The organism is Pseudolysobacter antarcticus, from assembly GCF_004168365.1.
GTDB classification, from domain to species: Bacteria; Pseudomonadota; Gammaproteobacteria; order Xanthomonadales; family Rhodanobacteraceae; genus Pseudolysobacter; species Pseudolysobacter antarcticus.
This window is the reverse complement of sequence record NZ_CP035704.1, coordinates 1,398,902-1,412,189: the sequence shown is the minus strand read 5'-3', so window position 1 is coordinate 1,412,189 and position 13,288 is coordinate 1,398,902. Positions and strand designations below refer to the sequence as shown.

General features: G+C 57.8%; 14 protein-coding genes. 8 read left to right on the top strand and 6 right to left on the bottom strand.

The window, feature by feature from the left end:
• Positions 1-326: 326 nt before the first annotated feature.
• Entirely contained in the window at positions 327-1,316 is a 990-nt protein-coding gene (locus ELE36_RS06055; RefSeq protein WP_129832219.1) for a hypothetical protein, read from the top strand.
• Positions 1,317-1,546: 230 nt separating this feature from the next.
• Here the strand turns inward: ELE36_RS06055 and ELE36_RS06050 are convergent, their stop codons facing one another.
• Both ELE36_RS06050 and ELE36_RS06045 read right to left on the bottom strand, forming a co-directional pair.
• Positions 1,547-1,942 carry a hypothetical protein gene (locus ELE36_RS06050; RefSeq protein WP_207215875.1) on the bottom strand — a complete coding sequence of 132 codons (396 nt, stop codon included), beginning with the start codon at positions 1,940-1,942 and terminating at the stop codon, positions 1,547-1,549.
• Between the two features lie 155 nt (positions 1,943-2,097).
• Entirely contained in the window at positions 2,098-2,460 is a 363-nt protein-coding gene (locus ELE36_RS06045) for an MGMT family protein (RefSeq protein ID WP_129832217.1), read from the bottom strand.
• A 51-nt stretch (positions 2,461-2,511) separates the two neighbouring features.
• Between ELE36_RS06045 and ELE36_RS06040 the strand changes: the two genes are divergently transcribed.
• Positions 2,512-2,919 (top strand): hypothetical protein, encoded by a 408-nt coding sequence (locus ELE36_RS06040; protein ID WP_129832216.1) that lies wholly within the window; start codon positions 2,512-2,514, stop codon positions 2,917-2,919.
• A 23-nt stretch (positions 2,920-2,942) separates the two neighbouring features.
• Here the strand turns inward: ELE36_RS06040 and ELE36_RS06035 are convergent, their stop codons facing one another.
• The 3 genes from ELE36_RS06035 to ELE36_RS06025 all read right to left on the bottom strand — a co-directional run bounded on the left by ELE36_RS06035 (position 2,943) and on the right by ELE36_RS06025 (position 5,975).
• Positions 2,943-4,049, bottom strand: a complete 1,107-nt coding sequence (locus ELE36_RS06035; RefSeq protein WP_129832215.1) for a glycosyltransferase — start codon at positions 4,047-4,049, stop codon at positions 2,943-2,945.
• Positions 4,050-4,148: 99 nt separating this feature from the next.
• Positions 4,149-5,282, bottom strand: a complete 1,134-nt coding sequence (locus ELE36_RS06030; RefSeq protein WP_129832214.1) for an inorganic phosphate transporter — start codon at positions 5,280-5,282, stop codon at positions 4,149-4,151.
• 63 nt (positions 5,283-5,345) lie between these two features.
• The gene (locus ELE36_RS06025) at positions 5,346-5,975 is read right to left on the bottom strand and encodes a DUF47 domain-containing protein (protein WP_129832213.1); all 630 of its coding nucleotides are present in this window, start codon (positions 5,973-5,975) and stop codon (positions 5,346-5,348) included.
• Between the two features lie 353 nt (positions 5,976-6,328).
• On the opposite strand from ELE36_RS06025, the gene pstS reads away from it, so the two are divergent.
• The 6 genes from pstS (at position 6,329) to ELE36_RS05995 (ending at position 12,392) form a co-directional block, all read left to right on the top strand.
• Complete coding sequence (gene pstS / locus ELE36_RS06020; RefSeq protein ID WP_277987065.1) at positions 6,329-7,354, top strand: phosphate ABC transporter substrate-binding protein PstS; 1,026 nt, start codon at positions 6,329-6,331, stop codon at positions 7,352-7,354.
• A 136-nt stretch (positions 7,355-7,490) separates the two neighbouring features.
• Positions 7,491-8,486, top strand: coding sequence for a phosphate ABC transporter permease subunit PstC (gene pstC, locus ELE36_RS06015; protein ID WP_129832211.1), 996 nt, complete (start codon positions 7,491-7,493; stop codon positions 8,484-8,486).
• Entirely contained in the window at positions 8,486-9,346 is an 861-nt protein-coding gene (gene pstA, locus ELE36_RS06010; protein ID WP_129832210.1) for a phosphate ABC transporter permease PstA, read from the top strand. The genes pstC and pstA overlap by 1 nt, the downstream gene beginning before the upstream one ends.
• Positions 9,347-9,374: 28 nt before the next feature.
• The gene (gene pstB, locus ELE36_RS06005) at positions 9,375-10,172 is read left to right on the top strand and encodes a phosphate ABC transporter ATP-binding protein PstB (protein WP_129836670.1); all 798 of its coding nucleotides are present in this window, start codon (positions 9,375-9,377) and stop codon (positions 10,170-10,172) included.
• 55 nt (positions 10,173-10,227) lie between these two features.
• A complete protein-coding gene (gene phoU / locus ELE36_RS06000; protein ID WP_129832209.1) occupies positions 10,228-10,941 on the top strand; it encodes a phosphate signaling complex protein PhoU in 714 nt (237 codons plus the stop codon).
• Positions 10,942-11,054: 113 nt separating this feature from the next.
• Complete coding sequence (locus tag ELE36_RS05995; protein ID WP_129832208.1) at positions 11,055-12,392, top strand: hemolysin family protein; 1,338 nt, start codon at positions 11,055-11,057, stop codon at positions 12,390-12,392.
• 29 nt (positions 12,393-12,421) lie between these two features.
• Here ELE36_RS05995 and ELE36_RS05990 read toward each other — a convergent pair whose 3' ends face one another.
• Positions 12,422-13,192, bottom strand: coding sequence for an RNA methyltransferase (locus ELE36_RS05990; RefSeq protein ID WP_129832207.1), 771 nt, complete (start codon positions 13,190-13,192; stop codon positions 12,422-12,424).
• Positions 13,193-13,288: the final 96 nt, after the last annotated feature.

Genomic DNA, 13,288 nt, shown 5'->3' with positions numbered 1-13,288 from the left:
AACTGCGATTTGGTTGAGCGCCGCATCGCGCAAAGCTCTGCGCGCTGGGCGCGAGACTTCCAATCTCAGGTTACCCACTATGCCTTTACGCAGCCTATGCCCACAGGGTCGAAAGACGATCGATTCCACCGGCAAGCAGTTCGAGTTTGAAACGATCACCGTCGGCCATCGAAAAGTTTGACTCATGGACAAGGCGTATTTATTTTGGGATAAGTGGGAATTCACGAAACAAACTGATCTCGCGCCCTGACCCAAATTTTGCGCGCTGTAGTTCGCAGTAGTAATGGCTGCTATGCCAAATCGCCATAGACGGGAGAATGCTGAAAATGCCGAGCGAAGCCGTCGAGTTTCACGCGCCAGATATGATCGGCTGGATCCCATTCCGCATTCGTGACGACGGAGCGTGTTTGCTCATCGATTGGTGCAACGTTGCCGATGGCCAACTTGAGGACGCCTACTTTGATCAGACTATCCATCGGCTGCTGCACGACGATGCCAGAACTTTGCGAACGACTTCCATTAACGTCCTGAGCGGCTCCACGAACAGCACTCCTGCCGGATTCATTTTCCACATCTCACGCTGTGGGTCCACGCTGATTACGCGCATGCTGGCGTCGGTTCAGCGATTCACCGTGTTCTCCGAACCCGCCATTCTTGAAACTGTACTGCGCGGCAGTTACCGGCAGAACGCAGCATCGAACAAGCAGACTGTCGCGCTGCTGAAAAATATCATCGACGCATTCGTAAACCATCGCGCCGACGGTCGAGCCACCTTCATCAAATTCACGGCACGCGCGATCTCCGACTACGCATTGGTCATGAAGGCGTATCCCCAAGTGCCCTGCCTTTTCGTCTATCGAGATCCGATTGAAGTTCTTGTTTCTCTTATCGGAACCCAGGGTGAGCGGCTGCCGCCGGGTTTGAGCGAGGCGGGTTTGATGAGCGGCGACCCGCAAGAAATCGGCGCGATGACTGCGGCGGAATTCTGGGCTCGCGTAGTAGCGGGCCAGTGCGCTGCCGCATTGGAGATGTGTAGTTGTTCGCAACCGTTACTCGTCAATTACAGCGAACTTCCTGCGGCGATTTGGACGCACGTCGCGAACGCCCTCGGCATTGAATTCTCAGGCGCGGACATACAGTGCATGCAGGGTGCGATCACGCACAATGCCAAGGATCCGCGCAAACGGTTCGCCGACGATCGCGCTGCCAAGCACGCCGCTGCGACGCCGCCGATACGCGCGCTGACAGAGCGATGGGTGACGCCGCACTACGATCGCCTAGAGTCCATTCGCGTGGCAGCCAGATATCGCTCGTAGGTGTTTTAACGCGCGCCGCAAATAAGCCCAACGCGCCCAAGCGATTTATCAAATCCGACACGCGACATCTTTACGTCGCGCGCGCCGAGCTACTGTGCCCGAGATGTATCCAGAAGTCTGCAAACCGCGAAAGACAACGCAGTTGTAGAGCGCGCCGGGAAGTTCGATGCGAAGCGGACGAGACATGCTCGTGCCCTTATGTCAGGAAATATGACATTACTAGATCTTACTCAGCGCCTAAGGTCTATCGGGCTTACTGGTCTTGAGAAAGGATTCAAGCAACACACCCCAAAGTCCTTCCACACATGCGCTTGAACGACAGACTTGTTGAGGTTGCCGTAGCGCGCGCGATACAGCGAGTCGGAAATCATTATCGGTGAAATTAGGAAAAGTATAGAAGGAATCGCAAGCGCAATGAATTCCATTCGATTTTTCGGGTCGTCGCTAAGCATTTCTGCTGCTAGCGGGAGAGCACCATTTACCAACAACGCCACGAACGCAATCATGCTCGCCCGTATCAGCATCAAGATAGCGACCTCGTTCGATAACGGCATCTCAGTGGCCACGATCAGGCAATGATCCAGCAGCACGAGCCAGACCGTGAAAAGGCTCAACAACGTATTCACCACCACCCTACTCATTCGATATTTCTCCTTGAACCTGGCACAGAATTTCGCGGTAGAAAAGTTTTGAATGCAATAAAAATCTGCATTCATACATATGCCAGCGCGAGGTGATTGCGGGTAATTACGTGCTCGCGCGAGTTCGATTTGAAACAGCGTTAGCGCGGCCCCCACAGCTGCGCATCGAGATCGGATTGCCAACCGAAACGCGCGAGATCGACCTTGCCGTTCTTGTGCGCCACGCCTTCGCTTTTCCAGCGGCGCAATTGTTCAAGGTAACTCGCGCTGCCTTCGGTAAATGCGCTGCGACCATCCGAACGCAATACGCGATGCCACGGCAGTTTCATTTCTTCCGGCGCGATGCGCAGCAGGCGTCCGACCAAGCGCGCACGACCAGTCTGGCCGGCGCGCGCGGCGATGTCGCCGTAGCTGGCCACTCTTCCGCGCGGAATCGACAGGATGATCTTGACGATCTTGCGCTGCTCCGCGGACAGCGCAGAAATGAAAACTGACTTGGGCATGCAGGCACGTTAGCATAGGCATCATTATTCCTATCGCCGGAGAAACCCACGGTGCAATCCTTCGAACAGATTCGCTCGCACGTGAATGCGCGGCACAAGCTGCGCATCAACGATCCTTACCTGATTTGCTTCGACATGCTGACCGATGGCGGGCAGCGTCATCAGGGCATTTACCTGACCGAACTCGAGGACGAGGATCGCGGCAAGGTGCTGCGCGTGAGCACGCCGGTCGGTCCGCTGACCGGCATGGACTGCAAACGTTGCCTCCGCTTCAACTGGGAGCAGCGCGTCGGGTTTCTCGCAGTCAGCGATCTTGACGGATCGCCCTATCTGCACCTGTGCGAAAACCGCCCCTACGAGTTGCTTACGCTTGAGGAAATCGACAAGCTGATCCAGGAGATCGGGCCGCTCGGCGACAAGCTCGAACAATCGATTTCAGCGGGTGGCGACGCGTTTTGATCCTGCCCCAACACCTGATTTAGTCAGTCGAGTACGCCCAGGCGAACTGCCAAATTACGTAAAGCTGCCGATGTCGGCTGCATGAAACAGGCGAGATGCGCATACACGCGCGCGTGCATCAACTCGCCGGTGGCCGCATACAGCTGCGCGAAATTGGCTAATGCTGCAGGTTCGTTCGGAATCAAATGCAACGACTTGCGCAACAGCCCTTCGGCCAACGGCCATTCTTGCGTTTGCATCGCGATCAAGGCCCACCAGTTCAAGATGTCGGCTTGATCGCCATTTAGTGCGATGCTGCGGGCACATAGCAAACGTGCCTTTGCGAAATCGGACTGCTGCCAAGCTGCATCGAGTTTGGCGGCGATCTCGCGCAGTTCTGCATCGAGCTGGTTGCGCTGCCGCGCATGTTTTTTCTGGATATGTACGCGAGCGATCTTTCTTTTTTCAAAGTTCGCATTGGCGCCCATACCACCGCCGGAAGTGCCACTCTCGACCCGATAACAAGTTGTATTTTGTGCCGTGCCGATAAACCGGCCGAACGCGGAAATCTGCAGCCAGAAATCCCAGTCGCCGTACAGTGGCAACAACTCGTCGAAACGACATTCGCGCGCAAAACGTCGCGGGAACAACGCGCAATGGATCGAGATGAAATTGTAGTTATGCAACGGTCGCGGCGAATATTGAACCGGTTGCGATAGCAGACCAGTAAATTCGCCGGCATTGTTTTCGAGAATCGCGCTGGAATACGCCAGAACCGCATCTCGATCGGCGCTCAATGCCGTATACAAGCCTTCGATATGCGGCGGCAGAAAATAATCGTCGTCGTCGAGAAAGATCAGAAATTCGCCGCGTGCTTCGTCTAACGCGACATTCGCTGCCGCGGACATGGCCAACGGTTTGCCGCGACTGACCAAACGCATGCTGACATCACCGCGATCGATTTCAGGCAGATCGAACGGTTCGGCGCCGGCCGCGACGACCACCACCTCAAGCGGGCGATAACTCTGTTCAACAACCGATTGCAGCGCGCGCGCCAACTCGGGACGATTGAGGCTACGCGTAAGCACCGAAATCAGCGGTCTCGTCGGCGAAATGGAAGCCACGCAAGCGTCGATTGCAGAAATATTCATGCAATATTTTACCACGTGATTTTGCCGGCGAAACTATCCCACAGGTGAAAAACGAGTGCATCCAAAAGCGATTTAAACAGCCCGGATTATCGCCTCGGCTCAGCCATCCAGACCCAGCGTTTGCAGCAGGCGCACCAGCAAATAAGCCAGCACGCCAGTAATCGGAATTGTGAGCAGCCAAGCCCAGACCATGCGCTCGACCACAGTCCAGCGGATCGACTTGAAACTCTTGGCCGCACCCACGCCGATGATCGCAGCCGAAATATTGTGCGTGGTCGATACCGGAATGCCGTATTGCGACGCAAGCAGGATCACGCTCGCCGAGCTTGTTTCGGCAGCGAAGCCGTGAATCGGATGCAGCTTGACCATCTTGTGACCGAGCGTCTTGATGATGCGCCAGCCGCCCGCTGCCGTGCCGGCGGCCATGGTCAGGGCGCAGGTTATCTTGATCCACATCGCGATCTCGAACGACTTGCCGGCATCCTGCTCCACGCGCAGAAAATGCAGCCAGTCCGGCAGATTATTCAGCGAGCCGGAAGACGTGGCGCCCGCCAGTGCCAGCGCGATGATGCCCATGGTTTTTTGCGCGTCGTTCATGCCGTGCGACAAACCCATGGCGCTGGCCGAAACGATCTGCGCCTTGGCAAAAAACGCATTCACCCAGCGCGGTCTTGCCAGGCGACCGAGCAGGCCAGTGCGCGAACTCATCCACGAGATCAGCGCATACAACAAACCCATAATCAAAAACCCCAGCAGGAAACCGGCCAGCGGCGAACTGAACATCGGCATCACGACCTTGTACCAAAGCCCCTTGCCATCCCACCAGTGCGGGCCGGTTTGCGCCCACATGATGGCGTGCCAATTGTTGTGCGCTGCCGCCAGCGCAGCACCACACAAACCACCGACCAGCGCATGGCTAGAGCTAGACGGCAAGCCCCACCACCATGTCAGCAGATCCCACAACGTGGCGCCGAGCAAGGCGCAAATCAGCAATTGCGGCGTGATGCTGACGATGCCGGCATCGATCAAGCCGGATGAAATCGTCTTCGCCACCGCCGTGCCCCAGAGCGCGCCGAGCAGATTGGTCGAGGCCGCGAGCAATACCGCCTGGCCCGGACTCAGCACCTTGGTCGCAACCACGGTGGCAATCGAATTGGCGGTATCGTGGAAACCGTTGATGTACTCGAACGCGAGCGCCACCAGCAGCACGATAAAAACCAGCGTCAGGCTCACGCGGCAATTTCCATGCGCGCTTGCGGACTGAGATCAGCGGCGGATTCGATCACGTCGCGCTCCTCAGCTGTTTTTCAAAGCGATGTGATAAATCAGATTGCCCGCATCGCGGCAACGATCGAAAGCTTTTTCGAGCAGTTCGAACAAATCTCGACGCAACATCAATTTGCTCAGATCGTGTTCGTTGGTATAGAGGTCGCGATACAACTCGAGAATCAATCGATCGGCTTCGCCTTCGATCGACTGCAGGTGATCGTTGAACTCCTTCATCGGTTCCAGGCGCATGCCGTGACGCAGCTCGCCAACCATCTGCACGATCACTTCGCAGGCTTTTTCCAGCAACGCAGCGCGTGAGGCGTAATCGATCTGGGTCAGCGATCCGGCGAACAAGGTGTAACGCTCGGCGAATTTCTCGACCGTCTTTGGAATCTTGTACAACGCCGCGGACAAGGCCTCGATGTCTTCGCGATCGAGCGCAGTGACAAACGTGTTGACCAGCTCCTGGCTGATCTTCGCCATGAGCTCTTTCTCGCGGCGCCGCGCCACGCGGAATTCTTCCAGCGACGGCGATGCCACTTTGTCGAGCAGCAGCGACATCAGCGCACGTGTGCTGGCACGCGCGGCGGCCGCGCTCGCTTCGAGCAAGCCGTAGAACTTGTCGCCCTTGCCGAAGATGGTTTGCAGAGAAAACATGCGACGCCCCAGAACCGAATGATGCGTCGGGCAAATCGCCGACGATCCCCAATTATTACATTTTCGTGTCACTGCCGACGAGCTATTCCGGCGAACGCACTAGTGCGGTACGTCCACCCCGGCATATCCCGCATCAGCCTGCATCGCAGCTGCGACGCCAGAAAATGCATGCCGACCGTGACGCCGGTGAAAACTTCTTAAGCGAAATTCGTCGACTGTCATCAAACCTTCAAAATCGATCTTTAGGCTTGTCCATGCAACGACGGCAGGAATAACCCGCCGCACTCATGTTTCGCCGACTACGACGATGGGGTTGTCGGTCGTCGATCCACATTACCCACAGGAGATGCTCCATGTATTCCAAGCTTCGTTTTGGTCTGCTGACTATCGCTGCAACTGCTGCGATGTTCGCAGGTGTCAGCGCCCAGGCCACCGATATCACGGGCGCCGGCGCGACTTTCCCGTACCCGATTCTTTCCAAATGGTCGGCTGATTACAACGTCAAGACCGGCAACAAACTCAACTACCAGTCGATTGGTTCGGGCGGCGGTATTGCGCAGATCAAGGCGGCCACGGTCGACTTCGGTTCGTCCGACGCACCGATGAAACCGGAAGATCTCGCCGCTGCCGGCCTCGGCCAGTTTCCGTCGGTGATCGGCGGTGTGGTAGTGGTAGTGAATCTCGATGGTGTCGAACCCGGCAAGATCCAGTTCACCGGCCCGCTGCTCGCGGATATCTTCACCGGCAAGATCCAGAAGTGGAACGACAAGGCCATCGTTGAACTCAATCCGGGCGTGACCCTGCCCGACGCGCTGATCACCGTGGTGCATCGTTCGGACGGTTCGGGCACGACCTTCAACTTCGTCAATTACTTGTCGAAGGTCAGCCCGGAATGGAAAGAAAAAGTCGGTGAAGGTACGTCGGTGTCGTGGCCGAACGGCGTCGGTGGCAAGGGCAACGAAGGTGTTGCCGCGTACGTGAAGCAGATCAAGGCATCGATCGGTTACGTCGAATACGCCTACGCGTTGCAGAACAAGATGACCTACGGCGCGCTGAAGAATTCTGCCGGCAAGTTTATCCAGCCGAGCATCGAAAGTTTCCAGGCCGCCGCTGCCAGCGCCGACTGGAAAAATGCGCAGGATTTCTACCTCGTGATGACCAACGCGCCGGGCGAAAAAGCCTATCCGCTGGCCGCGACCAACTTCATCCTCGTCTACAAGACGCCGAAGGATAAAGAACACACCAAGGCGACGCTGGACTTCTTCAAGTGGGCTTATGACAACGGCCAGAAACAGGCCGAAGAGCTGGCCTACGTGCCGCTCCCGGCCGATCTGGTCAAGCTGGTCGAAGCGTACTGGAAAGCGCAGATCAAGCTCTAGCGACAACGTTCTCTCCTCGTCTCAACGAGACGTTCGCGCGCAGTGCTCCCACTGCGCGCGTTTTTTAGGAGCTTATCGAAAGCCGGTTCGCATGCGCGCCGGCTTTCGATAATTTCTGAAGGCTACGGTCACATCCATGTCCAGCGATAGCTTGGTTTCGTCCAGCGCCGCCGCGTCCACGCCCTCCGCGCAAAACGCGCGCGCCGGGCGCGATGCGCGTACCGACACGATTTTTCGCACGGTCGTCACCATCGCCGGCTGGTTCGTTCTGATCACCCTGCTCGGCGCGGCGTTCTCGATGTTGTGGGGCGGCCGCGAGGCATTCCACACGTTTGGCTGGCAGTTCCTGACCAGCACCGACTGGGATCCGGTCAATCACAAATTCGGCGCCTTCGTACCGATCTATGGCACCTTGGTGACTGCGTTGATCGCGATGCTGATCGCGGTGCCAGTGAGTTTTGGCATTGCCATTTTCCTGACCGAAGTAGCACCCAACTGGATGCGCGGGCCGGTCGCCGCAGCGATCGAATTGCTCGCCGGAATTCCCAGCATCATCTACGGTATGTGGGGCCTGTTTGTCTTCGTGCCGTTCATGGCAGATCACATCATTCCGTGGCTCAACGCCAACCTCGGACAATGGCCGATCATCGGCGCGTTGTTCCGCGGCCCGCCGCTCGGCATGGGCATGCTCACCGCCGGCATCGTGCTCGCGATCATGGTGATTCCGTTTGTCTCGTCAGTTATGCGCGATGTGTTTTTGACGGTGCCGGTGCGCCTCAAGGAATCAGCGTATGCGCTCGGCGGCACGACGTGGGAAGTGGTTTGGGACATCGTGCTGCCGTTCACACGCTCGGCGGTGATCGGCGGTGTGTTTCTCGGCCTCGGCCGCGCGCTCGGCGAAACGATGGCGGTGACGTTCGTGCTTGGCAACTCGCATCTGCTCAGTGCCTCGCTGCTGCAACCAGGCAACTCAATTGCCGCGACCATCGCGAATGAATTCACCGAGGCCGATTCGGATATTTATTTGTCCTCGCTGATCGCACTAGGTTTCCTGTTATTCGTGGTCACCTTCATCGTGCTCGCGATTGCCAAACTTATGCTCAAGCGCCTCGCCATGCGGGAGGGCAACTGATGTCGGCTTTATCCGAAAAACTTTATACGCGGCGTCGTTTCAAGAACGCCATCGCGTTATCGCTGTCATTCGCCGCGACCGTGTTCGGCCTGTTCTGGCTGGTGTGGATTTTGTGGACGGCTTTCAGCAACGGCGTCGCCGCACTCAAGCCATCGCTGTTCACGCAGATGACACCGCCGCCGGGTTCGGATGGCGGTTTGCTCAACGCATTTTTCGGCAGCCTGATGATGTCGCTGCTAGCGGTGCTGATCGGCACGCCGATCGGTATCGCCGCCGGTACTTATCTCGCCGAATACGCGCGCAAGAGTGCCATCGGCGAGACCATCCGTTTCGTCAACGACATACTTTTATCGGCACCGTCAATCGTACTCGGCCTGTTTGTCTACACCCTCGTGGTGCGGCAGATGGGCCACTTCTCCGGCCTCGCTGGCGGCATCGCGCTGGCGCTGATCATCCTGCCGGTAGTCGTGCGCACGACCGATGAAATGTTGCAACTCGTGCCGAGCCAGATGCGTGAAGCCGCGCTGTCGCTTGGCGTGCCGCAATGGAAAGTCACGGTGCAGGTTTTGTATCGCTCGGCGATGTCCGGCATCCTCACTGGCGTGCTGCTTGGTCTCGCGCGCATCAGCGGCGAAACCGCACCGCTGCTGTTCACCGCACTCAACAATCAATACTGGAGCAGCGACATGCTGCAGCCGATGGCCAGTGTGCCGGTAGTGATTTTCCAGTACGCCATGAGCCCCTACGACAGCTGGCATTCGCTGGCCTGGGCCGGCGCGTTCATGGTCACCGTTTTTGTCCTGCTGCTCAGCCTCGTATCGCGCGCCATCATCCTGCGCAAGAAGGTCCACAATGACTAATATCCAGACTCCGCTGCATAGCGTGCCGATGACCGTGGCGCCGGTTTCCGTCGCAGAAACTGTCGTGACCAGCGCACCGAAAATCACCGCGCGCAATCTCAATTTTTATTACAACGGCTATCAGGCGCTGAAGAACATCAACCTGGATATCGCCGAGCGCAAAGTCACCGCGATCATCGGCCCATCGGGCTGCGGCAAATCGACTTTGCTGCGCGTGTTCAACCGCATCTACTCGATCTATCCGAAGCTCGAAGCCAAGGGCGAAGTGATGCTCGATGGCGAGAATATTCTCGACCCGAGCTTCGCTCTGAATCGCCTGCGCAGCAAGGTCGGCATGGTGTTCCAGAAACCCGTACCGTTTCCAATGTCGATCTACGACAACATCGCCTACGGCATCAAGCACTACGAAAAACTGCCGCGCGCGGAGATGGATAATCGCGTCGAACAGGCGTTGCGCCAAGCCGCGTTGTGGGACGAAGCCAAGGACAAACTCAAGCAGAACGCGCTCGGACTTTCCGGTGGTCAGCAGCAGCGTTTGTGCATCGCGCGTGCGATCGCGCTGAAGCCCGAAGTGATCCTGTTCGACGAGCCGACTTCGGCGCTTGATCCCATCGCCACCAGCAAAATCGAGCAGCTCGTGGAAGAACTGAAAAGCCAGTTCACGATCGTCATTGTCACGCATAACATGCAACAGGCGTCGCGCGTTTCCGACCATACCGCGTTCATGTATCTGGGCGATCTGGTCGAATTCGGCGATACCACGATGATCTTCGAAAATCCGAAGCAGAAGATGACCGAGGATTACATCACCGGACGTTACGGTTAATTACATCGCGATATTTGTCCGCGATATACAACATACTTCGATCAGGAATAGCGCCATGGCCTCCGAACATATCGTCAAGAGTTTCGACGACGAACTCATCCAGCTCAACGCCGCCATCGCACAGATGGGCGAGCTGTCGCAAACGCAATTGTCCGGCGCGATCGGCGCGCTGACCCAGCGCGACGCGCACCTCGCTGCGCATGTGATCAAGGACGATCTCGACGTCGATGCGATCGAACGCAAACTCGATGCGCATGCGATTCGTGTGCTCGCGTTGCGCCAACCAATTGCACGCGATCTGCGCGAGGTTTTGTCGGCGATCAAGATCGGCACCGAGTTCGAGCGCATCTGCGACTTCGCCGCCAATATCGCCAAACGTTCGATCGCGATCGAAGACGCCGCGCCAGATGATCTGCTCAAACATATTGCCGAGTTCGGCGCGCTCGCCAGCGAGCAGATCGCCGACGTGATCGAAGCCTTCCGCAATCGCAACGCCGAAGAAGCACTGGCGGTGTGGGCGCACGACGAACAACTCGATGATGCCTACACAATCGCGTATCGACGTGTGCTCGACTTCATGAAGGCCGACGTGCAGCGCGTCACGGTCGGCGCGCACCTGTTGTTCATCGCCAAGAATATCGAACGCATCGGCGATCATGCCACCAATATTGCCGAGTCTGTGTATTACCTCGTGACCGGTGAAACACTGACTGCCGAGCGTCCGAAAGGCGACAGTTCGAGTTTGTTCGCAGCGGTGCCAAAGGCGTAAAGCCGCGCCACCCCGGGGAAATATTCGGCATCACGAGCCTCGCTACAACGGCAATAATGAATTTTCCGACCTAGCTGCTAAACTCGCTTCATCCCCACTGCCATGCGCCCTTGATGCTGACCGAAATCGCTATTGTCCTTGTGCTTGCACTGATCAGCGGATTCTTCGCATTATCGGAAATGGCGGTTCTTACCGCACGCAAAAGCCGCCTCAAGCAACTCGCACGCGAGAGTCGCCGTGCGCAAATCGTGCTTGCTCTGGCGCAAACGCCTGAGCGTTTTCTAGCGACGGTGCAACTTTTCATCACCTTGATCGCGAGCGTGATGGGTGCGTATTCGGGCGCGCGGATTGGCTTGACCATTTCGAGCTGGCTCGCAAGCATGAACATTCCGTCGATCGCGCCGTACACGGTGCCGATCGGGATGTCGGCCAGCGTTACCGGCGTCGTGCTGATCAATATGCTGTTCGGCGAATTGCTGCCGAAACGGCTCGCGCTGACCAATCCGGAAAAGATTGCGATGGCGGTTGCATTGCCATTGCGCGGACTGGTGTGGCTGTCGCGTCCGTTCGCATTTTTCCTGATTTTTACCACACGCTGGCTGCTGCGTCTGCTCGGTCAACATCGAGTCAGCGGCAGCGAAGTTTCCGAAGACGAGATCCGTCTGCTGGTTTCCGAAAGCGCCGAACAGGGCGTGATCGACGACGACGAACGCAATATGGTGAATCGCGTTTTGCGCCTCGGCGATCGCAGCGCCGACAGCCTCATGACGCCGCGCAACCGCATCGCGTGGCTTGATATTTCCGCACCGCTGGCAGAGAACTTAGCGGTGATGCGCGACACGCCTTACTCGCGTTATCCGGTATATCGCGGTGGCGAGCAGGATGTGGTCGGCGTGCTCGAACTGAAAAGCCTGATGGAAACGCTCGGCAGTTCCAATATCGATTTGTTCCGCACCTTGCGCAAACCGCTGTACGTGCCGGCGACCGCGCGTGCGATGGATCTGCTCGAAGAATTTCGTGACGTCGAAACGCCGCTGGCGCTGGTCGTGGACGAATACGGCGACATCGACGGCCTCGTCACGATCAACGATCTGCTCGCCGCCGTGGTCGGAAAATCGATCACGCCGGTGATCGATACCCGCGCCGCGCCGATCGTGCAACGTGATGATGGCAGTTATCTGATCGACGGCAGTCTCGGCGCGGACGACTTGCGCGAGTTGCTGCATCTCACGCAGTTGCCGAACGAGGAAGACCACGATTTCCATACCGCCGCCGGCATGATGATGGCGCAGTTCGGCCGAATTCCCGATGTCGGCGAATGGTTTGTCTGGCGCAGTTTTCGGTTCGAAGTGGTCGACCTCGATGGTGCGCGCATCGACAAGATTTTGATCTCGCGCGAAGGTGCCGCCGGCACGCACGATGACGATGATTCTGTGTCACGCCGGCACTGAGAACAGGTTCTGAGTTCGGCAAAAATCTCCTACTCTTTTTTACTGCCCGCCAACCGCGCCATCCGCTGCGCATCGTCGAAGATTCCACGCAGGATACGCAACTCACGCTGCTCCGGTTCGGCACGCTGAAAGAAGCGCCGCAGGCGGCGTTCGATAGTCGTGGCAGCACGGCCCTTGTGGAAGTCGATGTCGATCAAAGTCTGCGCGAGATGGCCAAAGAAATATTCCATTTCCGCGGCGGTCGCGAGCGGATCGGACTTCAACGGCGGCGGCAATAACGACACACCGTGCAACGCCGCGAGACGCAACTCATACGCCAGCACCTGCACCGCCTGCGCCAGATTCAGCGAGCTGAAACCGGGCACACTCGGAATGTGCACGGCGGCATGGCAACGCATGAGTTCTTCGTTTTCGAGGCCCGAACGTTCGTTGCCGAATACCAGCGCGACTTCATCGTCCGGCGGCGCCTGATGCAATCGCTCGGCGCCATCACGCGGCGATAGCTCTGGCAGCGGCACGCCACGCTGACGTGCGGTGCAACCGAGTACGAGGCGGCAATCGGCGATCGCGGTCGCGAGATCCGGCACCACCACGATATTTTCGAGCACGTCGTCCGCGCCCGCGGCCAGCGCGATGACATCGTCATGCGGGTAATGCAACGGCGCCACCAGCACCAGCCGCGCATAGCCCATCGTGCGCATGGCGCGCGCGGCAGCGCCGATATTGCCCGGATGCGAAGTGCGCACGAGGACAAAGCGAATATTGCTGCGAGTGAGGCTGGGGCTGGTTTTTTCGGTCATGGATTGGTGTGCTTGCATGGTTACGGTTCAGCCAGGAATTTGGCCCAAGCCGGTGAATTTGTTACCCTTGCGCCCCGCCGAGCAAAACACACTGCT